Genomic DNA, 23,371 nt, shown 5'->3' with positions numbered 1-23,371 from the left:
ATTTGTCTTTGGCCGCCGTGCTTTCGCTCAGTCCCGGACGGGCCGCAGGCGAACGGCGATGCGTTGGCCGCGAGCGGGGTCATCCTGGCGGGTCGGGGGGATGGCGATATCGATCATTGCGTCGGGCAGGCCGCCGCCCCGTATCGCACGCGCAACCGCCGTGGTTCGCGCGGCCGACAACTCCCAGGCGTCCAGACGCGCATTGGCGCCGTCGCGGCCCTCGCTTGCCACCAGCACCCGCTTGCCCGCGCGCGCGGCGTCGGCACCGATGCGGCGGAGTCGATCGATCTGACCCGCGCGGAAAACGGCTTCGCCGGGTTCGAACAGCGCGCCCGCAACGAGCGTCGTGCCCAGATCATGATGTTGGGCGCCTGTCGACGGTCCGCCGCCAAAGGCTTCGCGCAGTCCGGTGGCCAATTTGATGCGGTCCGCGACCTGCGCCTGCATCAGGACGAAAAAGGACAGGAGGAGAAGCGCGAGGTCGGCGAAGCTCAGCACCCAGCGCTGAGAGATCTCCCGCTTCATGGAACGGTCCGCAGGCGCGGGCGCGCGGCGGGGGCAGGCGGTGGTGCACGGTCCAGCTCATCGCGCGCGATGTGCTCGAGCTGGCGACAGGCGCTTGCCTGCCAGGCCAGTTCGGCTTCGGAAAGGCTCTCCAGCCGTCCTGCGACGGGCGCCGCGATCCCCGACGAGAGGATGACGCCATAGAGGGTCGTGAGCATGGCGATCGCCATCGCAGGACCGAGCTGCGCCGGATCGTCCATCCGCGCGAACATCTGGACGAGGCCGATGATGGTCCCGATCATGCCCATCGCTGGAGCCGCCTCCGCCATGCCCCGCCAGACCGAGATGCCGGCCTGATGGCGCTGCCGGCGCGCCTCGATTTCGGTTTCGGCCCAGCGTGCGAAGTCGGCAGCGCTCCGGGCGTCGGACAGGGTTCGGGCCGCCCGCAACAGGAAACGCTGCGCGGTCTCGACCCGATCGACGCAGGACAGGCTACGCAATTCGGCCAGTTCGCGGATGCGGCTGACGCAGACCCGGGCGGCCGAGGCGTCGGCGGCTGGGTCGGCGCGCCCGATCAGCGCGAGCGCCCGAAATGCTGCGCCGATGTCGCGGAGTGGAGACCGGAAGATCGTGACGAGGAGAGTGCCTCCGATCACGATCAAAAGGGCGACCGGGTCGATGTATCGGGCAATGCCTTCGAGCGCGATCATCATGTCCCCCTTATCTCCCCGACCGGTCAACAGAGCGTTGCCGGATATGGCTAACGCGAGCGGCAAGGGGGACCGGCAAGAAATTGCCGCCGCCGGCAAGCCGCTGCCGCTCCGCCACCATTTGCGAGGTGAAATCGGGTTGAAGAGCCCGTTAACCACGTTTGGCACGGCAGTTGCATTAGCGATACCGAAGGCATCCGCAGACAAGTCCCGTGAGGGTTAACGACCGGATAGCCAGCACTTTTAGAAGGTAGAGCGAAAAATGGCTGATCCGCTCTTCGGGATACACGGGAAGGCACTGGAACTGCGGTCGCAGCGCCTGTCGCTGCTCGCCTCGAACATCGCGAACGCCGCCACGCCGAACTACAAGGCGCGCGACATCGACTTTCAGAAGGCGCTTTCGGACGCGACCGGAGGCCTTTCCGCCAGTCAGGCGGCCGACCGCAATCTGGGCTACCGGGTTCCGCTGGAAACCTCGCTCGACGGCAACACGGTCGAACTGTCCACCGAGCAGAACCAGTTCGCCGAGAACGCATTGCACTACAAGGCGACGCTGTCCTTCCTCGAAGGCCGAGTCGGCACCATCATGCAAGCGCTGAAGGGCGAGTGACGATGGCCGGGAATCTCTCCGTCTTCGACATCGCCGGCCGCGCCATGTCGGCGCAGATGGTGCGCCTCAACACCTCGGCCTCGAACCTCGCCAATGCAGGTTCGGTTGCGAGCAGCAAGGCCGAGGCCTTCCGCGCGATCAAGCCGGTCTTCTCGTCGGTCACTGACGCGCCGGGCGTGGCGACCGTCAAGGTCGATCAGGTCGTCGCCTCCAACATCGAACCGATCAAGCGCTACGATCCGAACCATCCCAAGGCCGACAAGGACGGCAATGTCTGGGAGGCGGGCGTCGATCAGGCGCAGGAGCTGGTCGAGATGATGGAGACCGCACGCCAGTACCAGAACAACGTCCAGGTCATGCAGACCGCAAAGACGCTCACCCTCGACACGCTGAGGCTTGGCAAATGACGATATCCACCGGAAGCTCTTATCTCGACAGTCTCGGCAATACGGGCTCGTCCTCGACGACCACGACCAAGAAGTCGAACGGGACGCTCGATCAGGCGTCATTCCTGAAGCTGCTGACCACGCAGATGCAGACGCAGGATCCGTTCAACCCGGTCGACAACACCCAGATGGTCGCGCAGATGGCGCAATTCTCGTCGACGACCGGCATCGCCGAGATGAACCAGTCTTTGAAGGGGATCGCCGAGACGCTCTCGTCCTCGCGCGTCGGGGACGCCGCGAGCTGGATCGGCAAGGCCGTGCTGGTCGAATCCAAGTCCGCCACCGCCCTGTCCGACGGTGCCTATGCCGGCAATGTGACGATCGAGAAGGATGCGTCGCGTGTCGACATCAGCCTGGTCGATGCAACCGGCAAGGTCGTCTACAACGGCAGTGCGACCGACGTGAAGGCGGGCGATATCCCCTTCTACTGGGATGGCAAGGATGCCGAGGGCAAGGCCGTCGAAGGCCCGCTCACCATCTCGGTCAACGCCAAGGATAGTTCCGCGCAGCAGCTGGCCTCGTCGACCAGCAGCTGGACGACCGTCTCCGGCGTCCGCTCGCCGGCGAGCGGCACGACCAAGCTCGTCACCCCGCTCGGATCGATCGATCCGGCGGCGGCCCTTCAGATTTCCTGATTTTCGGTAACGGAGCTCTCTAGACCATGTCCTTCTATACCGCTCTTTCCGGCCTCAAGGCTTCGCAGACCGAACTCGCGGTCATCTCCAACAACGTCGCCAATGTCGGCACCACCGGCTTCAAGAAAAGCGCGGCCGAGTTCGGCGACATCGTCTCCTCCGCGCCGCTGCAAAGCTCGACCACGGCCGGCCAGGGTACGCGTCTGCGCGGCATCGCCCAGCAGTTCACCCAGGGCGGCTTCGAGAACTCGGAGCGATCGCTCGACCTCGCAATCTCTGGCCAGGGCTTCTTCGTGACCCGCTCGACGACGTCGAACTCGCAGGTCTCCTACACGCGCAACGGCTCCTTCCGCGTCGACTCCCAGCGCTATGTGGTCGACAGTTCGGGCGCCTATCTGCAGGTCCTGCCGACCGACTCGCGTGGTACCCTGACCGCGACCGGCCTCAGCTCGACCCGGTCGCTGCAGCTGCCGCTGACCTCGGGCACGTCCAGCGCGACCCAGACGGTCGATCTCTCGATCACCTTCCCGGCGGATGCCGACGTGCCCTCGAACCGCTCGGTCTACACGACGCAGAATCCCTATGCCTTCGACCGGTTCGACGCGAATAGCTACAACCAGTCGACGACGACGACCGTCTATGACGCGTCGGGAACCTCCTTTCCGATGACGACCTATTATATCCGCGAGAACGTCCCCAACGCGACGACGACCACGACGACCTGGACCGCACGCACCTTCATCGGCGACCAGGAGATCAGCATGGATTCCGCGGTGAGCACGCCTGCGACCCCTGCCACGCTCGTATTCGACAGCTTCGGTACGCTGAGCACGATCAACGGCGCATCGCCCGGAACGCTGACCACCAACCAGGTCAGTCCGTCGGGCGCCACCGGCCCGATCGGCTTCGCGCTGACCTATGGCTCGAACACCCGCCAGGCCTCGGCTCCGTTCACGCTGACGAGCTTTACCCAGGACGGCTATGCGGCCGGCCAGCTCGACAACGTCTCGGTCGACGCACAGGGCCTGGTCGTCGCGACCTTCTCGAACGGCGACAGCCAGGCGCTGGGCAAGATCATCCTCGCGACCTTCTCCAACCCGGAAGGGTTGCGTCAGCTCGGCGACAGCAAATGGGGTTCGACCGGTATCTCGGGCGAACCGATGATCAGCGAAGCGAACGCCAACGGCACCGGTCTGATCCAGTCGGGCGCACTCGAGCAGGCCAATGTCGACATCACCGAGGAACTGGTGGCGCTGATCCAGGCGCAGCGCAACTTCTCGGCCAACGCCAAAGCGATCGAGGCCGCAAACACGATGACCCAGACCATCGTGAACCTGCGCGCCTGATCCTGAGACCGGTTGACGGAGCCCCGCTATGGACAAGCTGATCTACAGCTCATTGTCGGCGATGCGTTCGGCGATGGCGCGTCAGACGACGACCGCCAACAACCTCGCCAACGCAAACACGGCGGGTTTCCGTGCGGAAATGAGCTCGAGCGCCGCGCTGTGGGTGAAGGGGGACGGGTTCGACAGCCGCGTCGCCAATTCCGGCGAGGTGAACTCGGCCGACATGACGGCGGGTACCATCAGCGAGACTGGGCGGATGCTCGATGTTGCGCTCGATACCAAGGACGCGTTGCTGGCGGTGCAGAGCCGCGAGGGCGACGAGGCCTATACGCGTCGCGGCGATCTGCAACTGAGCGACAGCGGGCTGTTGACGACCGGCGATGGCTTGCCGGTGCTCGGTGATGCCGGTCCCATCACCCTGCCGCCTTTCGACAAGCTGACGATCGCGGCCGACGGTACGATCTCGATCGTGCCCCAGGGGGGCGATCCGTCTCAGGTGCAGACGGTGGACCGGCTCAAGCTGGCCGGGACCAGCGGCATGCAGGTCGTGAAGGGCCTCGATGGGCTGTTTCGCCCGCGCAACGGGGGGACGCTTCCCTCCGATCCCGACGCGAAGGTCCGACAGGGCGCGCTGGAAGGATCGAATGTCAATGTGTCCTCGACCCTGATCGACATGATCGAGGCCAGCCGCGGCTGGGACATGCAGGTGAAGATGATGAGCGCAGCGCAGGACATCGACAAGTCGTCCAGCGAACTGATGCGCTTCGACTGAACTAGAACGGAGAAGTCACGATGACCAACGCAGCATTGCACGTCGCCCGCACGGGCCTCGATGCCCAGAATATGCGGATGCAGGTGATCGCCAACAATCTGGCGAACGTGAACACCACCGGCTTCAAGCGCGACCGGGCCAGCTTCGAGACGCTCGCCTATCAGGCGATGACCGCGCCCGGCGCCGCCTCGTCGGAATCGACCCGCTTCGCGACCGGCACCAATCTCGGCTCGGGCGTGCAGATCAACGGCACCGCCAAGATCGAAACGCAGGGATCGCTGCAGACGACCGACAATGCTCTCGACCTCGCGGTCGAAGGTTCCGGCTTCTTCCAGATCCAGTTGCCCGACGGTCGCATCGGCTACACGCGCGATGGCAGCTTCCACCTGTCGTCCGAGGGGACCATGGTGAACAGCGACGGCTATCAGGTCCTGCCGCAGATCCAGATCCCCGATGGCGCCGCCAACATCACGATCGCGGCCAATGGCGCGGTCAGCGTGACGCTGCAGGGACAGACCGAGGCGTCGCAGGTGGGCACGATCGAAATCGCCCGCTTTACAAATCCCGCCGGTCTTCAAGCCGAGGGCAACAACGTCCTGACCGAAACCTCCGCATCGGGGCAGCCGCAGGTCGGCCCCGGCGCGATCGACGGGCGCGGCAGCGTCCGGCAGGGCGCGCTCGAATCCTCGAACGTCAACATCGTCCAGGAACTGGTCGACATGATCGAGACGCAGCGTGCCTATGAAGTGAACAGCAAGATGATCCAGTCGACCGACCAAATGCTGCAAAATGTCAACCAGAACCTCTGATAGCGACATGAAGGCGATCGGAACCCTCGCCATGGTCGCGATGCTGATCGGCGGTATCGCGTTCGATCGCGCAGAGGCGAAGCAGAAGTTCCGCGATCCGGACTATATGCCGAGCTTCGCGGTCGAGCCGCGCCCGCCCGAGGCGAACGGCGCCATTTTCCAGGCGGCGAATGGCTATTCGGCGCTGACCAATGGCGCCCGCGCGGCGATGGTCGGCGACATCGTCACGATCACGCTCGTCGAACGGACGCAGGCGGTGAAATCGAACAGCGCGTCGACCGACCGGTCGGGCGAGGTCGGGATCACGCCGCCGACGACCGGGCCGCTTTCGTTGTTCGGTGCGACCGATGCCGCCATCAGCGGCGGCGGCACCTTCGCCGGCAAGGGCAACGCCGCCCAGTCCAACCAGCTGAACGGCGAGATCAGCGTCACCATCGCGCGGGTCTATCCGAACGGCACGATGATGGTGCGCGGCGAGAAATTTCTCACGCTCAATCGCGGCGACGAGAATATCGGGATCGTCGGCTTCATTCGCGCCGCCGATATCGGCCCGGACAACCGGGTCCCCTCGACCCGCGTGGCCGACGCCAAGATCATCTACTCGGGCAAGGGCGAGATCGCCCGGGGCTCGCGGCAGGGATGGCTTAACCGTTTCTTTTCCATGTTGAGTCCATTCTGACTTAAGAATTTTGAGGATCTGCCGTTAATGTTCCGCTTTCTGCTCACTGCCCTGCTCTGCATCGCCGGACTCGTGCCGTCGCTTCCCGCGCAGGCGGAGCGGATCAAGGACATCGGCGCTTTCGCCGGGCTGCGAGCCAACCAGCTGACCGGCTACGGCATCGTCGTCGGCCTTGCCGGGACGGGTGACGACAGCCTCGATTATGCGACGCTGGGTATGAAGGGCGTCGCATCGCGCTTCGGCCTGCAGCTGCCGGCCGGCGTCAATCCCGCGCTGAAGAACGCAGCAGCCGTCATGCTGACCGCCGAACTTCCGGCCTTCGCCAAGCCCGGCCAGCGGCTCGACGTGACCATTTCCGCCCTTGGCAAGGCCAAGTCGCTGCGCGGCGGTACGCTGATCATGGCCCCGCTGATGGGCGCCGACGGACAGATTTACGCGATGGCGCAGGGCAACCTCGCCGTCGGCGGCCTCGGTATCGATGCGGCAGACGGATCCAAGCTGACGATCAACGTTCCCACGGCCGGCCGCATCCCAGGCGGTGCGACGGTGGAGCGCAGCGTCGACGCCGGCTTCGCGACCTCGCCCCAGCTGCGGTTCGATCTGGCCGAGGGTGACCTGACCACCTCGCAGCGGGTTGCCGCGCGAATCAATAGCGCCATCGGACAGCCGGTCGCCCGGTCGATCGACGCCACCACCATCACCATCGATGCCGCGCCCGGTGCCGAGCTTCGCACCGCGCTGATGAGCAGGATCGAAAATCTGGAGGTCGACACGGCCGATGCGCCAGCCCGCGTCGTGGTCAATGCCCGCACCGGCACCGTCGTCATCAATGGGGCGGTCCGCATCGCGCCGGTTGCGGTCACCCATGGCAAGATGACCGTCCAGGTCGACGAGAAGCCCCAGGTCATTCAACCGGCTCCCTTCTCCAAGGGCGAGACCGCCGTCCAGCAGTCGAGCGCGATCAATGTTCAGGAAGAAGCGCGCCCGATGTTCGAGTTCCAGCCTGGCGCGTCGCTTGCCGACATCGTCAAGGCCGTCAACGCGATCGGCGCGTCGCCGGCCGATCTGGTCGCGATATTGGAAGCGCTCAAGCAGGCGGGCGCGATGAAGGCGGAGCTCGTGGTCCTATGATCGACGGCGTTTCCATCCGCACCGGCGCGCTCAGCGACACCAAGGCGAGCGAACTCGACAAGCTGAAGGCCGCTTCGAAGCAGTTCGAGGCGATCTTCACGCGCCAGATGCTCAAGTCGATGCGCGAAGCGAAACTCAACGAGGATGATCTGTTCGGCAGCGAAGCGACCGACCAGTTCCGCGAGATGCAGGACTCGAACTTCGCCACCGATCTCGCCGACAAGGGCGCGCTCGGTATCGCCGAGATGCTGGTGAAGCAGTTCGAGGCCCGCGTGTCGAAAAAGGCACCGTCGGCTGACTCCGACGGTGCGACAACCGTGGCGACGGGCAGCGCGCCATCGTCGAAGGCCGGCTTCTCGACATCCTCGCCGGGAGGGGCTGAGTGAGCGATCTCCTCGCCATTGGCCGCTCGGGCATCGTCGCCTATCGGGCGGCGCTATCGACGGTTGGCGAAAACGTCTCCAACGCTGAGACCGAGGGCTATACCCGCCGGACCGTCCGGCTGGGCGAGTCCGCCGTGGCGACGTCGAACAACTATCAATATCGCTCCTCGGCCGTGTTCGGCGGGGTGACCGTGGCCGCCGTCCAGCGCGTCTACGACAATTATCGCAGTTCCTATGCGCGCTTTGCCAATTCGGAGGCCGCCAAGGCCGAGGCCAGGGCGAGCTGGCTCAACACGGCGGAAGGGGCTCTCGACGACTCCCAGGTCGGTCTGGGGGTCAAGATGGCGTCGGTGTTTACCGCAGCGGAAGAGCTGAGCACCGATGTGTCTAGCGACACCAATCGTCGCACGATGCTGACCGCGCTCACCGAGGTGAGCAACCAGTTCAACAACACGGCAGGCTCGCTCAAGGCGGTGTCGGATGGACTGGGTTCGGTTGCGGATTCGTCTGTCAGCAAGCTCAATTCAGACCTCGCCAATCTGGTGAAGATCAACGTCGGCTTGTTGCGCGCCTCGCCAGGTTCGGCCGGCCAGGCATTGCTGCTCGACCAGCGCGACGCCACGCTCAAGGGCATTTCCGATGCGATCGGCGTCGAGGTCCGCTTCGAGGATGACGGTCGCGCCGATGTCCGGCTGCTCGGCAACAGCGTCATCAAGCTGGTCGATTCGAGCGAGCCCTATCCCGGTCTCGTGGGCGTCGTCCGGGCGAGCGACGGTCGCTTGTCGCTGGTGGCCTCGGGGCTCCAGACGCAGGTCAGCATCACTGCGCAGTCGGGTGCGCTCAGCGGTCTCGTGGAGGCCGCCGGTGCGATCGCGTCGCGGCGCGAAGCTCTGGATGCCATCGCCGCCAGCTTCGCCGACACGCTCAACACGTGGAACGAGGCGGGCATCGACCGCAATGGCGATGCCGGTGCGGCGCTCCTCAGCGGTACGACCGCTGCGGATCTGAGCGTCGTCGTCAGCGACCTGTCCAAGATCGCCGCAGCATCCACATCGGGCGTCGCAAACGGCAATGCGCTCGACCTGAAGACCACCCGCAGTTCGTCCGGCCCCGAGGCGAAATGGTCGCTGCTGGTCTCGATCCATTCGCAGAGCGTGTCTTCCGCCAATGCCGAGAAGACTGCTGCGTCCAATTACCGGGACGGTGCGATGCAGTCTCTGGACGAGATCACCGGCATCGATCTCGACGTCGAGGCGGCGCAGCTGCTGCGATATCAACAAGCCTATAGCGGTTCCGCGCGGATCATCCAGGTCGCGAAGGAAATGCTGCAGGACATTCTGGGTCTGTTTTAAGGGAAGACATCCGTGATCACCGCAACACGCTATCGCGCACAGGTCGAGATCAACCGGCAGTCTCAGCTTGGCGAGGAAATCGCCAAGGCCCAGGCCGCCATTTCGTCCGGCAAGCGGATCGACAAGCCTTCCGACGATCCGATCGCAGCCGCTCGCATCGCCGAAATCCGGCGCGCGCAGGCCGACCAGAACGTCTGGTCGCGCAATATCCAGACCGCAAAGTCCGTAGCTGCCCAAGTCGATACCGCGATGGGCACGGCCTACGACATTTTCAACCGGGTGAAGGAGCTGACCCTGGCGGGCGCCAGCGAATCGGTGTCCTCTATCGACCGGCAGGCGATGGTGCAGGAAATGAGTTCGCTGCGCACGCAGCTGAACAACCTGCAGATCGAGACGACAGCGACCGGCCAGGCGCTGTTTCCCGTCGACGCACCGCTGCTGGTGTCGACCTCGGCCACGCAGCGCCTGCCGGCAACGACCCAGCGCTCGACCATGTTCGACGGCCTGGTCTACACGCAGGGAACCGCGTCGCTCGACTGGGCGATCGGGGCTGCGATCGACGCAATATCTACCGACGATGTGGCCGCGCGCCGGACGCTGTCCGATGCGAGCCTCGCCAACATCGACACGGCGATCAGCCATGTGACCAACCAGCGCGCGGCGCAGGGCGTGCGCATGGCGCAGCTCGATACGGCGGCGGACACGGTCGAGGCGGCCGCGACGCAGCTGGCCGAGGAGCGCAGCTCGCTCGAGGATACTGACGTCGCCGCAACGGTGATGAAGCTGAATGCCCGAACGCTGAGCCTGCAGGCGGCACAGATGGCTTTTGCCAAGGTCAACAGTAACACTTTGTTCGACTATCTCCGCTAATTTTACGGCCGTGGACGGTAAAAAAGACGCTTAGCCGGCCGTTAACGATGATCGAGGGAGCAGGTGCCTGAGCGCGCCGCATTTCGATGGTTTCGCGTGGGAGTGATCGCGCATGTTCGCAGGTATTGGTCTCGTTGTCCTCATGGCCATGGTGTTCGGTGGCTTCGCCATCACCGGGGGCGACCTGGGACCCGTCATGCACGCGATCCCGCACGAAATGCTCATCATCGGCGGCGCCGCCGTCGGCGCGATCATCGCCGGTAACTCGATGAAGGAACTCAAGGCCTTCGGCGGTGGCTTCGGCAAGGTGTTCAAGGGGCCGACCTACGCCAAGAAGGACTATCTCGACGTCATCTTCCTCGTCTCCACGCTGATGAAGAAGCTCCGCACCGAGGGACCGGTCGCGCTGGAACCGCATATCGAGGATCCGAAGGCGTCGACCCTGTTCGCCGAATATCCCAAGCTGCTGAAGGACGGCACGTTGATCCACATGATCACCGACACGCTGCGGCTGGTGGTGATCTCGTCGGGCACGCTCGATCCGATGGCGGTCGAGGACGTGATGGACAATGCGCTCAAGACCCACCACCACGATGCGATCAAGCCCGCCGACATGATGCAGAACCTGGCGGACTCGCTGCCGGCGCTGGGCATCGTCGCGGCGGTTCTCGGCGTGGTGAAGACGATGGGCTCGATCGACCAGCCGCCAGCCATTCTTGGCGCCATGATCGGTTCGGCGCTCGTCGGTACCTTCCTCGGAATTCTGCTCGCTTACGGTATCGTCGCGCCCTTCGCGGGCCGGTGTCGTCAGGTGATCGAGGCCGACGCCGCCATCTATGGGGTGGTCAAGCAGATCATCATCGCTTCGCTCCACGGCCACCCGCTGCCGCTGGTGATCGAGGCTGCCCGCTCGGGCATCTCGCACGAGAACCAGCCGGCCTTCGCCGACGTGTTCGACGGCATGCGCGGCCGCTGATCCGGTCCGACACAGGGATATAGCGATCCATGGCCCAGTCGCCCTCGAAGCGTGGCAAGAACGAGCCCGAACCCAGACCGATCATCATCAAGAAGATCATCGCCGAAGGTCATGGTGGACACCATGGCGGCGCGTGGAAGGTGGCTTATGCCGACTTCGTGACGGCGATGATGGCCTTCTTCCTGCTGATGTGGATCCTCGGCGCCACGACCGAGAAGCAGCGCAAGGGCATCGCCGACTATTTCACCCCGACGCTGGTCCAGCTCAAGGAAAAGAGCGCTGGCGCCAACGGGCTGTTCGGTGGCGAGTCGATCGTCGACCGCGACAATTATCCGCACCGCGCGGCGCAGACCGGGTCGAAGTCGATCACCATTCCCAAGGATGCAACCGGTGGCGAATCGGAAGGCGGCTCGTCGATCCGGTCGCGTGATCGGGCCGCGTTCGAGAAGCTAAAGCAAGCGCTCGAGCAGAAGATGGCGAAGACCCCCGGCATGGGGCAGTTGGCGAAGAGCGTAAGGATGGTCGAGACCCGCGAGGGCCTTCGCATCGACCTGGTCGACCAGGCCGACTTCGCGATGTTCAAATCGGGTACCGACCAGCTCTCCGCCAAGGCGCTCGATCTGATGCGCCAGGTCGCCGAGGTGACCAACTTCGCCGACAATTCGGTGATCGTGCGCGGGCACACCGATGCCATGCCCTATTCCAAGGGCCGCACGGTCAACAACTGGACGCTGTCGGCGGCGCGAGCCGAGGCGACGCGCAAGGCGCTGTCCGGTTTCGGCGTGGCGGACAGCCGCTTCCTGCGGATCGAGGGCGTGGCCGATCGTGAGCCCTATACCGCTGAGGATCCGTACGACCCGCGCAACCGCCGCATGTCGATCACGCTGGCGTGGTCGGACATGCAGCCAGGCTTTGGCGATGCGCCGGCTACCCAAGGACCGGTCGATCTGATGGCGACCAGCGGAGCCGATGATCCGACGGCGATGCCCGCAGCCGCGAAAGCGCAGCTGGCAGCGAAGGCACCGCACTGATGGTCGGGGGATGCGCTGGCGCGTTTGAGCGTCAGGCGTCCCGGCTGCTGTCGTAAATGGTCGCGTCGCCGCCGGAGGCGAGCATGAGATAGGCGAGCCGGGCATTGGACGGGTTCGGCTTGAGCAGATTGACCCGCTGCCCCTGTTCCAGCATCGCCAGCAGCTCGGCGGTGTCGGTGGCAGGTGTCGTCTTGCCATCGCCTTCGAAAACCTCGCTCGCATAAGCGAGGCGGAGCGCTTCTGCCGAGCCTGGTCCCGTCGGGTCGGTGGTCAGAGGCCTGCCCTGGTCATCGATCTTCCGTGCCATCAGGGCATAGACTTCGGACAGCGACCTTGCTTGCCCGCCCGTATCGTAGAAGATCGAGCGGTTCGCGCGCGCCTCGCGCGGGAACAGCGCGGCGGCAGACGCGCCGGGCTGCGCATCGGCGGCCTTGAGGAAGCGCGTCGCGCCTTCGAGACCCAGGAAATGCGCGAAATAGAGATCGGCGGAGCGGGGCTGGCGGCCGAGGGCATTTTCCAGCCCCTGCGCATTGTCGCTGGCGAACTCCGCTGCCATCAGCGAGGAGGCTTCGGGATCGTTCTTCAGGCCCATGACCTGCTGGCGCATGTCGGAATCGACCGCCCAGCTGCCGTCGGACCGGCGGCGGATCGCGTCGGCGGCCCAGCCGAGACCATGTCTGGCGCCATAGGTTTTTACCGCACCCAGCCAGCTCTGGTCGATGAACTGGAACAGGCCGCCGGCCGAGCTCGACTGCGCCTTGGCCTGCGGATTGAGGCCGCTTTCCGATTTCGCCTGGTTGAGCAGATAGGTGAAGTCGACGCCGACGCGCTGGGCTGCGCGCCCGATCGCGTCGCGCACGCCGTTGGCGTCTCGCGTCGCGCGGCTGCCGATGGTTGGCCAGGTCATGGGCGGCGTCCCCTTAACATCCCTTAATTGTCGCTGATGATGGTTAACGAAAGGTTTCCGCCGTGCTGAGACAAAGGTCGAAGTCGGCCCGGCCCGCTGCCATCGCCTCAGGCTCCGGTCTCGCAGCCAGGCGCCGATCCTGTCGGGCCATTCGTTCGTCCAGCCACGCATTGCTCGCCCGGAACCGATGGCGGATCGACTGGATAAGGGAGGTCGGCAGGATGTCGGACGCCTTTGCGGACCTGCCGTTCCAGCCGCTCGCCGCAATCTGGCGCATCGCTCGCCGGCTCAGCTTGTACCAGCCGGGCAGGTGGACGAGGTGGCTCTTGTCCGCGACCGCGCGGCGCGTGAAACGGTTCGCCACTCGCATCGCTCGCAGCAGGCGAACGCTGAGCCCGGGATTGGCGACGCTGAAGTCGACCTTGTCGAGCGCGATGTCGAGGTCGTGATGTCGGGCAAAGTGCGCCATGAATGCTCGGCGGTCGGCGCGGAAATGCTCGTAGCGATAGACGTGAACCCGCGCTTCGCCGAACAACGCGTCATACTGGGCAATCAGCCGGTCATAGGCGAAATGCTCGAACTGGAAGCGCGGAATCTCGTCGCGCTCGGGAGCGCGGGGGCCGAGGCGCGCAGCACCGAACAGATAGCGGTCGACACCATGGGTGCCACCGCCTTTCACATATTGGACATAGGCGGCGGCGATGGCGTCGACCTGGTCTCGGACGAAAATGACGATGTGCGCGTCCGGGAAACTGGCGTGAATTCGGTGGGCGATGTCCTTGGACTGGCATCCGGCAAGGCCGCCGCTGTGGAGCCCGCCCGTCAGATTCTCCTCGCAACAGATGGGAATGCCACCCTCGCTGCTCACGATCTGCCGGGCGATCGCGGGATCGAAATGCAGTGCGTTGGGTGTAATCAGCGCATGCCGGACCTGCGCCTGCGGCACATAGCGACGGTTGCGGACGTGGGGATAGAGGGCTCGCTGAAACCAGGTCGTAGCGGTCTTGTGATAGCCGATGTGGAAGAGCGGTGCGATCATGCCCGGGCCTTTGTTTTGCGCGCGACGCCTTCGCCTGCCACCTTCTCGTGCGCCAGCGATCCGAGCGCCTGCTGGCAATGGCGTTGCCAATCCAGCACGCGGGTTGCCCAGTCCATCGCGCGCAGCCCGATCGATAGTCGGAGTTCGACGTCCCGGAGCAGCATCTCTACGGCGGCTTCGATCGCGTCGACCGAGCGACCGTCGACGATCAGGCCGGTGTCGTTGTCGCGGACGAGTTCGGACGGGCCGCCGTCCTTCCCGACGATGCAAGCAAGTCCATTGGCCATGGCATCGGCAACGCTGATCCCGAAGCCTTCGAACTCGGCGCCGTCCTCGAGCGCGATCTGGGGATGGAGGAAGATATCCGATGCGGCATAAAGCTGCCGCAACTCCCGGTCCGGGACATAGCCGAGCAGCCGGATCGATGCCGCGGCGCCGAGCCCATCGATCAAGGCCTGAAGATCGAGCAGATCTTCGCCGCGGCCGACGATTCGATAGTCGAAGCGATAGCCGAGCCGGAGCAGCGATGCGGCCGCAGCGATTGCGGCGGCGACGTTCTTGCGAGGTACCAGCCGGCAGACGGTGAGGATTTGCGGACGGTCCGCGACTGCGCTGGTCGCGCCGGCTTGGAAGGCGGCGGCGCGCGTGCCCGTGCCATTCCAGGCGGTGATGCAGCGCGCGGCAAGCTCGGGAATTCGTTCCAGCAACATGGTGCGCGATGTCTGGCTGACGGCGACGACTCGCTGCGCACGGTACAGCACCCGCCGCATCAGGCGGAACGCCGCCCCCTGCGGCCGGCCGAATTCGCGGCCGTGGACCGTGATGACCAGTGGCGCGGGGAAAGGCAGGGCGGCCAGCGCGGCACGCCAGGTGCAGGCATGGATCGCAGCGGGTCGCTCCCCCGTGCGCCAGACCTGGCTTATGGCCCGGAAAAGCCTGACATAGGTGACCATCTTCGATCCCGGTCCGACATCGACGATGTCCAGCTTGCCATGCGTTATCCGGCGCGGACCCGCCGACGATTTGACGAAGGCGCGCACTCTGTACCCGTTGCTGCGATAGGCCTCGGCGACCTGCTCGGCGTAGGTCTGTACGCCGCCTTCGTCGGGCGGGAAGACGCGCGAGACGAGCCAGATGATGTCCTGCTCAGCCACGGCCGGCCCTTTCCAGGGCAAAGGCCCTGATCGCGCGCGCCGCTCGGACGGAGCCGGGCTGACCCTGCTGAGCGAAGGTGTCGCGGACACCGGCAAGCTGTGCGGGCAGATAGCGTCCATGGGTCGCGAAAGCTTCGTCGATTGCGTATGTGAGCCGCCCCGGATCGCTTTCTACCGGGCCATAATGCCAGCAGCGATAGGATGGATCGTCGCGCCAGGCGGGGCCATGGCCGTCGAGGAGCAGGCACGGTCGCGGCTGGGCGATGTATTCGTAGATCTGGCTGCTGACGTCGCCGACATAGAGGTCGGCGATCCGCGTATAGCTCATGTCGCAGGACCGCATGCTCCCCAGATCGATATGGATATTGGGCAGGGCAGCGAACGGCGCCAGCTGTTGCTCGATGCGCTTGCGCTCCTTGTGGTCGAAGGCCTTGATGTGGGGGGCAACGATCAGATTGTAGCGCTTGTCCGCAGCGAGGCGCCTGATCAGCGGCTCGCCGAAGTGCGCCCACGATGAAAGGCGCCGATCGCAATGCGGGTTGTAGAGGATGATCGGCCTGCGCTCGGGAAAGATGTCGGGCGCTTCCGGCGACAACCAGCGCACGGCGTCGAACTTCGGATAGCCGACCACGGCGTGCTCGTCTCGGCGGATCAGGCCCGAGCCGAGCAGGCGCTCGCGCTGCTTGACCCCGGCCACCAGCGCGAAGTCGAAGCGCGCAATGCGTGGATCATAGCCCACCGCGCGGTCGCCCGCGCCATGCGCGCTATGGATGAACAGGGGACGGCCGACGCCGAGCCGGCGGAGGAGAAGCGAGGTTCTTTCGGGCAGCACGATGGCGTCGTAGCGGTTCAGGCGCCGGGCCTGGGCGCACAGGGTCAGGAGCTTGGGCGGAATGCTGCGCCCGCCCGCACGGGCAAGCGCGGCAAGAAGGGGCCCCGTCGACAGATAATGGCCGATCGGGCCGGTCTGCGCAGCGTTCGCAAGGCGCGATGCCAGCCGCAGATGCTCCTCGCTTGCCGCCACTATATCGACCGATAGGTCGGGATAGCGTGCGAGTTCCATCGCGATGGGCAGGGCGTGAAGGGCCTGGTGAAGCTGGGCGTTGAGCGGGAAGCAGATGCGCAGTCGGCTTGCTGCGCCAAGCGGTTGAGACCGGTCTTCGAAGGGGGAACTGTCGTGCAGCATCATGGGCAACTCCGAGCGGGGTTAGGCCATGCTGCAGGGGGCTCGTAACGCTCGGATTTCGGCGCGTAGCGCCATTGTTTCAGACGCTGAAACACGCCGGTGACATCGCGGCCCGATCGATGAGAACATGGCTGCCCAACCTGCTCTCACGATCGACGACACGCCCTCTGTCGCCCGCGCGCTTCGCAATGCGACCTGGCTGCTCGGGGGCAAGGGGGCCGGAGGCTTGCTCAGCCTCGCCTATCTGGCGCTCGCGGCGCGGGGACTGGGGCTGGTCGAGTTCGGAATATTCGCAACGATCCAGGCTTATGGGCAGGCTTTTGCCAATCTTGCCAGCTTCCAGTCCTGGCAGGCGGTGGTCCGCTTCGGCATGCCGCACATCGCGTCCCATCGCCGGACCCGGCTGGGCCGGCTGCTCCGTTTCACCGCGACGGCCGATCTCGGTGCCGCTTCCGTCGGCATCCTCGTCGCGCTCGGCGTGCTGGTCTGGGCCGGGCCGGCGATGGGATGGGCGGGAGATACGCAGCGTCTGGCAGCGCTTTTCCTGCTATCGCTCTTGCTGGCGCAACGTGGGACGCCCCTCGGCCTGTTGCGCATGGCGGGTCGCTTCGACCACGCCGCGCTGGCCGAGGTCTCCCTGCCGGTGTTCAGGTTGATCGGCGCCGTCATCGCCTATCTCTCCGGAGGCGGAGTGGGCGCGTTTCTGCTGGCCTGGATGCTGGCGGAAGCGGGATGCAGCCTCATGGTGTGGGGCGCCGCCTGGCTGATGTTTCGCGGCTTGCCGGAGACGCCGGAGGCAGGTCTCGCCCCGGCGCCCGTCCTGGTCGAGAATCTAGGGCTGTTGCGCTTTCTGTTCGCCACAAGCGCGGCTGCCTCGGTTGGCCTCGTCTGGCAGCAATTGCCGACGCTGGCCGTCGGGTTGTTCAGCGGTCCAGCGGGGGCCGGGATATATCGGCTGGCGGCGCAACTCGGCACCGCGCTCACCAAACCGGTCACTGCGCTGGCTCGCGCGCTGTTTCCGGAGCTGGTCATCGCAGTCAAGGGCGGCTCGCCGGCCGCCTTGCGACCCATGCTCGCCCGCATCGTCGGCGGCACCGCAGCCTGCGGGCTGATCGCGCTCCTCGTCGTCGCCCTTGCCGGCAAGGCAGCTCTCGGGCTGATCGGAGGGGCATCTTATGTCGAGGCCTATCCGGTGTTGCTGCTCCTTACGACGGCTTCGGCCGTGACGCTTGCAGGCTTCGGTCTGGAACCGACTCTCGTGGCGGCCGGCCGGCCATGGACCGCCTTTGCGGCGCGCAGCCTGGCGACGGGCTGCTATCTCGGCCTGATCTTCGCCCTGGTTCCGCGCTTCGGGCCGGAAGGGATGGGTTGGGCTGCGATCATCGGCTCGTTCCTATCGACCCTTTTCCTGCACCTCGCCTTCATCCGCGTCGCGCGGTAGCGCGGGTGGGGTCGCGTCTTCCGGTGCCCGCTGTTTCGGAAGCGACTTGAGCCGGCGGACCCCGGCAAACATCGGGAGCAGCAGCAGCGACAGCAGCAGAAGGGCGATGATTTCCCGCTTCATCGCGCAATCTCGATCGCGGCTTCGGCGATCGCGCCGTAGATCCGATCGAGATCCTCGTCGTCGATGCAATAGGGGGGCATCACATAGACGGTGTTTCCCATTGGCCGCAGCAGCAACCCCCGCGCGCGGAAGAAGCGGTTGAGCAGCGGGCCCAGCGCGGACAGATAGTCGCCATAGGGATCGACGAATTCCATCGCCGTGATCGTGCCCAGCTGTCGACGCTGGACGATCTGCGGGCTGTCCAGCCGGTCGAGCCGGTCCGCCTGACGGCGCGCCAGGCTGGTGATCCGGTCCATCACCGGCTCTTCGCGCCAGATGTCCAGATTGGCGTTGGCGGCAGCGCAGGCGATCGGATTGGCGGTGTAGCTCGACGAATGGAAGAACATCCGTCCCCTGTCCTCCGACAGATGCGCGTCGAATATTTCCCGCGTGGCCAGAGTGACCGCCAGCGGGATCGCGCCACCGGTCAGCCCCTTGGACAGGCACATGATGTCCGGGGCCACGCCAGCGTGCTGGCAGGCGAACAGCATGCCCGTCCGGCCCCAGCCGGTCATCACCTCGTCGGCAATGAACAGCACGCCATGGGCGCGGCAGATCTCGCGCATAGCGGCGAGGACATGGGCGGGATAGATCAGCATGCCGCCCGCGCCGAGAATAAGCGGTTCGACGATCAGCGCGGCGGGCGGCGGACCCTGTCGGCACAAGGTTTCGAGCGCCTCGAGCGTGTTCGCGCCATCGTCGCTCGGGAAGGGCAGGGTGTCGACGTCGAACAGCAGCGGCTGATAGGCGCGGTTGTAAACCCCGCGCTCGCCGACCGACATCGCGCCGATCGTGTCGCCATGATAGCTGTGCTCCATCACGATGATGCGATGGCGCGGCTCGCCCCGGTTGAGCCAATAGCCGAGCGCCATTTTCAGCGCGACCTCGACGCTGGTCGATCCGCTGTCGGAGAAGAAGACGTGGGCGAGGGGCTTCGGCGCGATCTCGATCAGCCCGCGGGCCAGCCGTTCGGCCGGTTCGTGTGTCCAGCCGGCGAAGATCAGCTGGTCGAGCGTCTCGGTCTGTGCGCTAATTGCGGCCATGATGCGCGGGTGGCAATGGCCATGCGTCGTGACCCACCAGGACGAGATCGCATCGACATAGCGCTCACCATCGACCGTGTGGATGCTCGCCCCCTCCATCCGCGCGACCTGCGGAATGGGCTCGTTCAGGCCGTGCTGGGTGAAGGGGTGCCAGACGGGCGAACTCATACGGCAAAGTCCGCGATGTCGAACGCCTGCCGGAAGGCGGCTGCGAGCGTCGGCGCGTCCAGCGGGTCGAGACGCGGGAGGCGGCCCAATCCGCGGACCTTGCCGAGTGCGGGAATGATGCGCTCATTCTCCTCATGCGCATCGCCGACGAAGGCGACGCCGATGATCGGTATGCCGCGTGCGCGCAGGGCTTCGATCGACAGCAGGCTGTGGTTGATCGTGCCGAGCGACGTCCGGCAGACGAGGACGGTGGGCAGCTTCCAGCGCGCGAACAGGTCGGCGGTCAGATAGTCGGGGGTCAGCGGGACGAGCAGTCCGCCCGCGCCTTCGATCACCAGAGGCCGATCGACCGAGGGCGGTTCAAGGCGCTCATGGTCGATCGTCACTCCGTCGATTGCCGCTGCCAGGTGGGGCGAGGCCGGGGTTTCCAGCCGATAGGCTTCGGGCAATATCCGGTCGGGTGACAGGCCGGACAGGCGGCGCACCGTTTCGCTGTCGGTGCCGCCGTCTATGCCTGCCTGGACGGGTTTCCAGTAGATGCCGTCGAGCGCGCCAACGAGCGCGGACGAGAAGATCGTCTTGCCGACGTCGGTGTCGGTGGCGGTCACCACGATCCTGTGGGTCATTGCATCAACTCCTCGATGGCGTCGGCAAGATCGCGCACCGCGTCCTCGTCGACATTGAGCGTAAGCGATATGCGCAGCCGCGACGTGCCCCGTGCGACGGTCGGCGGCCTGATACCGCGAACGTCGAAACCCCGCTGTTGGAGCGCGCCGGCGATCGCCATGGTGCGGGCGTCTTCGCCGATGATGTAGGGAATGATCTGCGAGTTCCGGACGGGCAGCCGCGTACGTGCGAACGCGATCAGATCGTGCAGCCTCTGCCGCCGCTCGGGCTGCTTAAGAAGCAGGTTCAGGCTTGCGCGCACAGCTGCGGCAGCGAGCGGGGAGGGGGCGGTCGAAAAGATGAAGCCGCGCGCCTTGTTGACCAATATGTCGGTGAGGACGCGCGGGGCGCAGACCAGCGCGCCTTCGCAGCCGAGCGCCTTGCCGCAGGTGCGCAGCGTGATGACATTGTCCCGACCGTCGAGCCCGTCGGCAAGCCCGCGTCCGTCGCGACCGAAGACGCCCGTGCCATGGGCTTCGTCGATGACCAGAAAGGCATCTTCGCGATCGGCGAGCGCGGCAAGGTCGGCCAGCGGAGCGACGTCTCCGTCCATGCTGTAGACGCTCTCCACCGCGATCCAGACGCGGCCGGCATTGCCTGCCGCGCGCCATTGGGTGATGCGATCGGCGAAGGCGTCGACATCATTATGGTCGGCCTCCGCCGTCGCGGCCCGGCCGAGGCGCATGCCCTCATGCGCGCTGGCGTGGATCAGCGCGTCGTGGACGATCAGGTCGCGCCCCGCCGGCAAGGTCGAGAAGATCGCGCTGTTGGCGGCGAAGCCCGACGAGAAGAACAGGCTGGCCTCGCTGCCGAAGAAGCGTGCGGCGTCCTCCTCCAGCGCCTCATGTTCGGGGTCGTTGCCACGTAGCAGGCGCGACCCGCCCGCGCCGATCGCGACTCCCCGTTCCAGCGCTGCGGCCACCGCATCGCGCAGTTCGGGCGCGTGGGAGAGGCCCAGATAGTCGTTGGAAGCGAAATCGAGGCCGCCGCGCGGGATCAGGCGGCGGGTGCGCGACCGTCGCGCCAAGAGGGACAGTGCCTCCCGATGGGAATCGAGAATGGACATGGACTGCGCCCCTAGAGCCTGAACGGGCGAGGGGGAAGCGCTTTACGTGCCACCGGTCGAAGGGGAAGGAGCACGAAAATCATGCAGGGCACTGGTCGAGCGCCTGTCTTTCACTATATCAGCGCACGGAACGAGGGCGGATATCGCCCGCAAGACAACCGGAAGAAAGCATGAGCGCAGAAGAGATCGACGCGAACGAGGTGGAAAATCCGGCGGTGACCGAGCAGGCGGAGGCTCCGGCCGAAAACCCGCTCGCCAAGCTGCAGGACGAGCTGGAGAAGCTTCGCAACGACGTGCTGTACGCGCAGGCCGAGACCCAGAATGTGCGCCGCCGTCTTGAAAAGGAAAAGATCGACGCGTCCGCTTATGCGGCGACGGGTTTCGCGCGGGACATGCTGTCGGTGGCCGACAATCTGGCGCGTGCGCTCGCAGCCATTCCCGCCGACCTGCGCGAGGACGAGCGCGTCAAGTCGCTGCTGACCGGCATCGACATGACCGCCAAGGAGCTGGACAATGTGTTCCAGCGCAACGGTATCACCAAGATCGAGGCGGTCGGCGAGAAGCTCGATCCCAACCGTCACCAGGCGATGCTGGAGATCCCCTCCGCCGATGCCGAGCCGGGCACCGTCGTTCAGGAAATGCAGGGCGGCTACATGATCAAGGATCGGCTGCTGCGGCCGGCTCTGGTCGCGGTTGCCAAGGCACCCGACGCCTGACGCTTTCGTCCACCGCGCCGCATGAGGCGTGGTGGACGCCTCAATCCGGCTGGCGGCTCATGATGTCGAACTGTCGACGTCTGATCCGGGCCTTTGCCTTGCGCGTGCCCAGCTTTCCCACGATCTTGCTTTTCAACCACAGACCGGTTCCCAGCAGCCGGCGGCGATGGTTCGTGACGGCGAGCCGGTTGCTAAGGTTCAGCAGGGTGCGACGGATGATCGACGGCGGTCTGACCGTACCGCTCAGGAAATAGCTGTTCTGCAGCAGCCATCGCGCCGCACGATGCTCGGCGGCGGAAACTTCCTTCGTATCCGCCTTTCGCCACAGACCTTGCGCCTCCTGCAACAGGACCGGTGCCTGTTGAAAGATGGCCGGGACCATCGGCAAGCCCAGAAAAGCGCAGAGCCGCTGCAGCTCATAATCGGGCTCGTTGACCAGCATCTCGAAGCGAAGGGCAAACTGCCGGTCTGCGGGCAGCTTGTGCGACATCCGGTCCCACAGCGCTTCGGACGCGGCCCAGTCGGCGATGCCGTGCCACAGATCGCCGGCGCGGTGGGCACGCACATTGCCTACGGCCACGTCGCGACCGTCGCGGACAAGGTGGATGAACCGCGCGTCCGGCCAGAGCCACAGGATGCGATCGAAATCCTGCTCCAGCGTGAAACCATGTACCGACGCGTCGGGGCGCGCTGCGGCGATCTGCTCGTACAGGCTGCGCGCGATGCCGGCGAAATTCTCCCCCGTCGGGATGGCGAGGCCGAGCCGCTTGAACCGGACATCATATTCGACCGAGCGCAGGAAGGCGTCGCGCTTCATGAAGCGCCCGTCGGGGGTGATCGCGTCGACAAGCACGTCCAGCTCGGGCGCGATGTTGATCGCCGGATGCGCGGACAGGATGTGGCGCAGCGCCCGGGTCCCCGAAAAGGCCGGTGCGACAAGCAGGGTCGGCGGAGGAAGCGGCGCGGAGGCCATCAGTGCTGCATGCCGTCCATGTCGTGCGTGCCCGGTGCCATCGTCTTGGCTTCGACCTCGACCTTCGCGCCGCTCGCGAAGGTGAACAGCATCGGTATGCCGGTGCCGGGCGTGATGCGCTTGTCGATGCCGAACAGCATGGCATGGCTGCCGGCCGGCGCGAAGCTGACGGTGGCGCCTGCGGGTATAGGCACCTCCTGCAATGGCCGCATCGTCATTACACCCCCGTCCATGGTCGACTCGTGCATCTCTATCTTCTGGACCACCGCGCTGTCGATCCGCAGCAGGCGATCGTCGGATCTGCTGCCCTTCAGTGTGAAATAGCCGGCCGACGGGGCCTCTGCGACCGCCGAGAGCCGCACCCGCACATCTTCCACGACGGGACGGTCGCCGCCGCGCGGGCCGCAGGCGGCAAGGGCGGCACAGGCAAAAAGGGCGAACGGCGAGCGGCGCATCGAAAACTCCTTCAACATCCTCGGCAATTAGGCGGTCTCGCGACTTGCAGCAATCGAATCCCCACCTATATCGCCCCCGTTCATTGTGATCGGCCGCATGTTCGCCTCGTTATCTGGGGGCATGCCGGGATCGCGCTATGG

General features: G+C 65.6%; 26 protein-coding genes. 15 read left to right on the top strand and 11 right to left on the bottom strand.

Annotated features, from left to right (window positions below; all coding sequences use genetic code 11):
* Window positions 1-27: 27 nt before the first annotated feature.
* Both ACNI3R_RS11760 and ACNI3R_RS11755 read right to left on the bottom strand, forming a co-directional pair.
* Window positions 28-525: a flagellar motor protein MotB gene (locus ACNI3R_RS11760; RefSeq protein ID WP_426183475.1), complete on the bottom strand. Its 498-nt coding sequence runs from the start codon at window positions 523-525 to the stop codon at window positions 28-30.
* Window positions 522-1,217 carry a motility protein A gene (locus tag ACNI3R_RS11755; protein ID WP_426183473.1) on the bottom strand — a complete coding sequence of 232 codons (696 nt, stop codon included), beginning with the start codon at window positions 1,215-1,217 and terminating at the stop codon, window positions 522-524. Before ACNI3R_RS11755 ends, ACNI3R_RS11760 begins: the two co-directional genes overlap by 4 nt.
* 259 nt (window positions 1,218-1,476) lie before the next feature.
* Here ACNI3R_RS11755 and flgB point away from each other — a divergent pair, with 259 nt between their 5' ends.
* From flgB to ACNI3R_RS11690, 13 genes are all read left to right on the top strand, one after another.
* Window positions 1,477-1,824 (top strand): flagellar basal body rod protein FlgB, encoded by a 348-nt coding sequence (gene flgB, locus ACNI3R_RS11750; protein WP_426183471.1) that lies wholly within the window; start codon window positions 1,477-1,479, stop codon window positions 1,822-1,824.
* Between the two features lie 2 nt (window positions 1,825-1,826).
* Window positions 1,827-2,231, top strand: coding sequence for a flagellar basal body rod protein FlgC (gene flgC, locus ACNI3R_RS11745; protein WP_426183469.1), 405 nt, complete (start codon window positions 1,827-1,829; stop codon window positions 2,229-2,231).
* Complete coding sequence (locus tag ACNI3R_RS11740; RefSeq protein WP_426183467.1) at window positions 2,228-2,905, top strand: flagellar hook assembly protein FlgD; 678 nt, start codon at window positions 2,228-2,230, stop codon at window positions 2,903-2,905. The genes flgC and ACNI3R_RS11740 overlap by 4 nt, the downstream gene beginning before the upstream one ends.
* A 26-nt stretch (window positions 2,906-2,931) precedes the next feature.
* Window positions 2,932-4,251 carry a flagellar hook protein FlgE gene (locus ACNI3R_RS11735; protein WP_426183465.1) on the top strand — a complete coding sequence of 440 codons (1,320 nt, stop codon included), beginning with the start codon at window positions 2,932-2,934 and terminating at the stop codon, window positions 4,249-4,251.
* A gap of 28 nt (window positions 4,252-4,279) precedes the next feature.
* Entirely contained in the window at window positions 4,280-5,023 is a 744-nt protein-coding gene (locus ACNI3R_RS11730) for a flagellar basal body rod protein FlgF (protein ID WP_426183463.1), read from the top strand.
* A gap of 20 nt (window positions 5,024-5,043) precedes the next feature.
* A complete protein-coding gene (gene flgG, locus ACNI3R_RS11725; RefSeq protein ID WP_426183461.1) occupies window positions 5,044-5,832 on the top strand; it encodes a flagellar basal-body rod protein FlgG in 789 nt (262 codons plus the stop codon).
* 7 nt (window positions 5,833-5,839) lie between these two features.
* Window positions 5,840-6,511, top strand: coding sequence for a flagellar basal body L-ring protein FlgH (locus ACNI3R_RS11720; protein WP_426183459.1), 672 nt, complete (start codon window positions 5,840-5,842; stop codon window positions 6,509-6,511).
* A 27-nt stretch (window positions 6,512-6,538) separates the two neighbouring features.
* Window positions 6,539-7,642, top strand: coding sequence for a flagellar basal body P-ring protein FlgI (locus ACNI3R_RS11715; RefSeq protein ID WP_426183457.1), 1,104 nt, complete (start codon window positions 6,539-6,541; stop codon window positions 7,640-7,642).
* Window positions 7,639-8,028, top strand: coding sequence for a rod-binding protein (locus tag ACNI3R_RS11710; RefSeq protein ID WP_426183455.1), 390 nt, complete (start codon window positions 7,639-7,641; stop codon window positions 8,026-8,028). The genes ACNI3R_RS11715 and ACNI3R_RS11710 overlap by 4 nt, the downstream gene beginning before the upstream one ends.
* Entirely contained in the window at window positions 8,025-9,377 is a 1,353-nt protein-coding gene (gene flgK, locus ACNI3R_RS11705; protein ID WP_426183453.1) for a flagellar hook-associated protein FlgK, read from the top strand. Before ACNI3R_RS11710 ends, flgK begins: the two co-directional genes overlap by 4 nt.
* A gap of 12 nt (window positions 9,378-9,389) precedes the next feature.
* On the top strand, window positions 9,390-10,247 hold the full coding sequence (locus tag ACNI3R_RS11700) for a flagellin (RefSeq protein ID WP_426183451.1): 858 nt from the start codon (window positions 9,390-9,392) through the stop codon (window positions 10,245-10,247).
* A 112-nt stretch (window positions 10,248-10,359) separates the two neighbouring features.
* On the top strand, window positions 10,360-11,223 hold the full coding sequence (gene motA, locus ACNI3R_RS11695; RefSeq protein ID WP_426183449.1) for a flagellar motor stator protein MotA: 864 nt from the start codon (window positions 10,360-10,362) through the stop codon (window positions 11,221-11,223).
* 29 nt (window positions 11,224-11,252) lie between these two features.
* Window positions 11,253-12,254: a flagellar motor protein MotB gene (locus ACNI3R_RS11690; RefSeq protein WP_426183447.1), complete on the top strand. Its 1,002-nt coding sequence runs from the start codon at window positions 11,253-11,255 to the stop codon at window positions 12,252-12,254.
* A 31-nt stretch (window positions 12,255-12,285) separates the two neighbouring features.
* Here the strand turns inward: ACNI3R_RS11690 and ACNI3R_RS11685 are convergent, their stop codons facing one another.
* Genes ACNI3R_RS11685 through ACNI3R_RS11670 form a run of 4 tightly spaced genes read right to left on the bottom strand, consistent with a single transcriptional unit; the run spans window position 12,286 to window position 16,543 of the window.
* Complete coding sequence (locus ACNI3R_RS11685) at window positions 12,286-13,161, bottom strand: hypothetical protein (RefSeq protein ID WP_426183445.1); 876 nt, start codon at window positions 13,159-13,161, stop codon at window positions 12,286-12,288.
* Between the two features lie 43 nt (window positions 13,162-13,204).
* The gene (locus ACNI3R_RS11680; protein WP_426183443.1) at window positions 13,205-14,200 is read right to left on the bottom strand and encodes a sulfotransferase; all 996 of its coding nucleotides are present in this window, start codon (window positions 14,198-14,200) and stop codon (window positions 13,205-13,207) included.
* A complete protein-coding gene (locus ACNI3R_RS11675; protein WP_426183441.1) occupies window positions 14,197-15,354 on the bottom strand; it encodes a glycosyltransferase family 4 protein in 1,158 nt (385 codons plus the stop codon). The genes ACNI3R_RS11680 and ACNI3R_RS11675 overlap by 4 nt, the downstream gene beginning before the upstream one ends.
* Window positions 15,347-16,543: a glycosyl transferase gene (locus tag ACNI3R_RS11670; RefSeq protein WP_426183439.1), complete on the bottom strand. Its 1,197-nt coding sequence runs from the start codon at window positions 16,541-16,543 to the stop codon at window positions 15,347-15,349. The genes ACNI3R_RS11675 and ACNI3R_RS11670 overlap by 8 nt, the downstream gene beginning before the upstream one ends.
* Before the next feature lie 124 nt (window positions 16,544-16,667).
* On the opposite strand from ACNI3R_RS11670, the gene ACNI3R_RS11665 reads away from it, so the two are divergent.
* Entirely contained in the window at window positions 16,668-17,981 is a 1,314-nt protein-coding gene (locus ACNI3R_RS11665; protein WP_426183438.1) for a lipopolysaccharide biosynthesis protein, read from the top strand.
* A 119-nt stretch (window positions 17,982-18,100) separates the two neighbouring features.
* Here ACNI3R_RS11665 and ACNI3R_RS11660 read toward each other — a convergent pair whose 3' ends face one another.
* The 3 genes from ACNI3R_RS11660 to ACNI3R_RS11650 are packed head-to-tail and all read right to left on the bottom strand — an operon-like array spanning window position 18,101 to window position 21,086.
* Window positions 18,101-19,354, bottom strand: coding sequence for an adenosylmethionine--8-amino-7-oxononanoate transaminase (locus ACNI3R_RS11660; protein ID WP_426183436.1), 1,254 nt, complete (start codon window positions 19,352-19,354; stop codon window positions 18,101-18,103).
* Entirely contained in the window at window positions 19,351-19,980 is a 630-nt protein-coding gene (bioD, locus tag ACNI3R_RS11655; protein WP_426183434.1) for a dethiobiotin synthase, read from the bottom strand. The genes ACNI3R_RS11660 and bioD overlap by 4 nt, the downstream gene beginning before the upstream one ends.
* On the bottom strand, window positions 19,977-21,086 hold the full coding sequence (locus tag ACNI3R_RS11650; RefSeq protein WP_426183432.1) for an 8-amino-7-oxononanoate synthase: 1,110 nt from the start codon (window positions 21,084-21,086) through the stop codon (window positions 19,977-19,979). The genes bioD and ACNI3R_RS11650 overlap by 4 nt, the downstream gene beginning before the upstream one ends.
* 170 nt (window positions 21,087-21,256) lie before the next feature.
* Here ACNI3R_RS11650 and grpE point away from each other — a divergent pair, with 170 nt between their 5' ends.
* On the top strand, window positions 21,257-21,802 hold the full coding sequence (gene grpE / locus ACNI3R_RS11645; RefSeq protein ID WP_426183430.1) for a nucleotide exchange factor GrpE: 546 nt from the start codon (window positions 21,257-21,259) through the stop codon (window positions 21,800-21,802).
* A gap of 40 nt (window positions 21,803-21,842) precedes the next feature.
* Here grpE and ACNI3R_RS11640 read toward each other — a convergent pair whose 3' ends face one another.
* Together ACNI3R_RS11640 and ACNI3R_RS11635 are read right to left on the bottom strand one after the other, a co-directional pair.
* Window positions 21,843-22,775, bottom strand: a complete 933-nt coding sequence (locus tag ACNI3R_RS11640) for a sulfotransferase family protein (protein ID WP_426183428.1) — start codon at window positions 22,773-22,775, stop codon at window positions 21,843-21,845.
* Window positions 22,775-23,230, bottom strand: coding sequence for a copper chaperone PCu(A)C (locus ACNI3R_RS11635; RefSeq protein ID WP_426183426.1), 456 nt, complete (start codon window positions 23,228-23,230; stop codon window positions 22,775-22,777). Before ACNI3R_RS11635 ends, ACNI3R_RS11640 begins: the two co-directional genes overlap by 1 nt.
* Window positions 23,231-23,371 lie beyond the last annotated feature (141 nt).

Origin of the sequence: Rhizorhabdus antheiae, from assembly GCF_049889055.1 — a bacterium.
Classification (GTDB): domain Bacteria; phylum Pseudomonadota; class Alphaproteobacteria; order Sphingomonadales; family Sphingomonadaceae; genus Rhizorhabdus.
The sequence above is the reverse complement of the archived record's forward strand: the minus strand, read 5'-3'. Positions and strand labels throughout refer to the sequence as shown.

What these genes read in the sequence shown, in the direction of transcription:
- ACNI3R_RS11760 (WP_426183475.1), bottom strand. Translation starts at nt 525, where the DNA reads ATGAAGCGGGAGATCTCTCAGCGCTGGGTGCTGAGCTTCGCCGACCTC.
- ACNI3R_RS11755 (WP_426183473.1), bottom strand. Translation starts at nt 1,217, where the DNA reads ATGATGATCGCGCTCGAAGGCATTGCCCGATACATCGACCCGGTCGCC.
- flgB (WP_426183471.1), top strand. Translation starts at nt 1,477, where the DNA reads ATGGCTGATCCGCTCTTCGGGATACACGGGAAGGCACTGGAACTGCGG.
- flgC (WP_426183469.1), top strand. Translation starts at nt 1,827, where the DNA reads ATGGCCGGGAATCTCTCCGTCTTCGACATCGCCGGCCGCGCCATGTCG.
- ACNI3R_RS11740 (WP_426183467.1), top strand. Translation starts at nt 2,228, where the DNA reads ATGACGATATCCACCGGAAGCTCTTATCTCGACAGTCTCGGCAATACG.
- ACNI3R_RS11735 (WP_426183465.1), top strand. Translation starts at nt 2,932, where the DNA reads ATGTCCTTCTATACCGCTCTTTCCGGCCTCAAGGCTTCGCAGACCGAA.
- ACNI3R_RS11730 (WP_426183463.1), top strand. Translation starts at nt 4,280, where the DNA reads ATGGACAAGCTGATCTACAGCTCATTGTCGGCGATGCGTTCGGCGATG.
- flgG (WP_426183461.1), top strand. Translation starts at nt 5,044, where the DNA reads ATGACCAACGCAGCATTGCACGTCGCCCGCACGGGCCTCGATGCCCAG.
- ACNI3R_RS11720 (WP_426183459.1), top strand. Translation starts at nt 5,840, where the DNA reads ATGAAGGCGATCGGAACCCTCGCCATGGTCGCGATGCTGATCGGCGGT.
- ACNI3R_RS11715 (WP_426183457.1), top strand. Translation starts at nt 6,539, where the DNA reads ATGTTCCGCTTTCTGCTCACTGCCCTGCTCTGCATCGCCGGACTCGTG.
- ACNI3R_RS11710 (WP_426183455.1), top strand. Translation starts at nt 7,639, where the DNA reads ATGATCGACGGCGTTTCCATCCGCACCGGCGCGCTCAGCGACACCAAG.
- motA (WP_426183449.1), top strand. Translation starts at nt 10,360, where the DNA reads ATGTTCGCAGGTATTGGTCTCGTTGTCCTCATGGCCATGGTGTTCGGT.
- ACNI3R_RS11690 (WP_426183447.1), top strand. Translation starts at nt 11,253, where the DNA reads ATGGCCCAGTCGCCCTCGAAGCGTGGCAAGAACGAGCCCGAACCCAGA.
- ACNI3R_RS11685 (WP_426183445.1), bottom strand. Translation starts at nt 13,161, where the DNA reads ATGACCTGGCCAACCATCGGCAGCCGCGCGACGCGAGACGCCAACGGC.
- ACNI3R_RS11680 (WP_426183443.1), bottom strand. Translation starts at nt 14,200, where the DNA reads ATGATCGCACCGCTCTTCCACATCGGCTATCACAAGACCGCTACGACC.
- ACNI3R_RS11670 (WP_426183439.1), bottom strand. Translation starts at nt 16,543, where the DNA reads ATGATGCTGCACGACAGTTCCCCCTTCGAAGACCGGTCTCAACCGCTT.
- ACNI3R_RS11665 (WP_426183438.1), top strand. Translation starts at nt 16,668, where the DNA reads ATGGCTGCCCAACCTGCTCTCACGATCGACGACACGCCCTCTGTCGCC.
- ACNI3R_RS11660 (WP_426183436.1), bottom strand. Translation starts at nt 19,354, where the DNA reads ATGAGTTCGCCCGTCTGGCACCCCTTCACCCAGCACGGCCTGAACGAG.
- bioD (WP_426183434.1), bottom strand. Translation starts at nt 19,980, where the DNA reads ATGACCCACAGGATCGTGGTGACCGCCACCGACACCGACGTCGGCAAG.
- ACNI3R_RS11650 (WP_426183432.1), bottom strand. Translation starts at nt 21,086, where the DNA reads ATGTCCATTCTCGATTCCCATCGGGAGGCACTGTCCCTCTTGGCGCGA.
- grpE (WP_426183430.1), top strand. Translation starts at nt 21,257, where the DNA reads ATGAGCGCAGAAGAGATCGACGCGAACGAGGTGGAAAATCCGGCGGTG.
- ACNI3R_RS11640 (WP_426183428.1), bottom strand. Translation starts at nt 22,775, where the DNA reads ATGGCCTCCGCGCCGCTTCCTCCGCCGACCCTGCTTGTCGCACCGGCC.
- ACNI3R_RS11635 (WP_426183426.1), bottom strand. Translation starts at nt 23,230, where the DNA reads ATGCGCCGCTCGCCGTTCGCCCTTTTTGCCTGTGCCGCCCTTGCCGCC.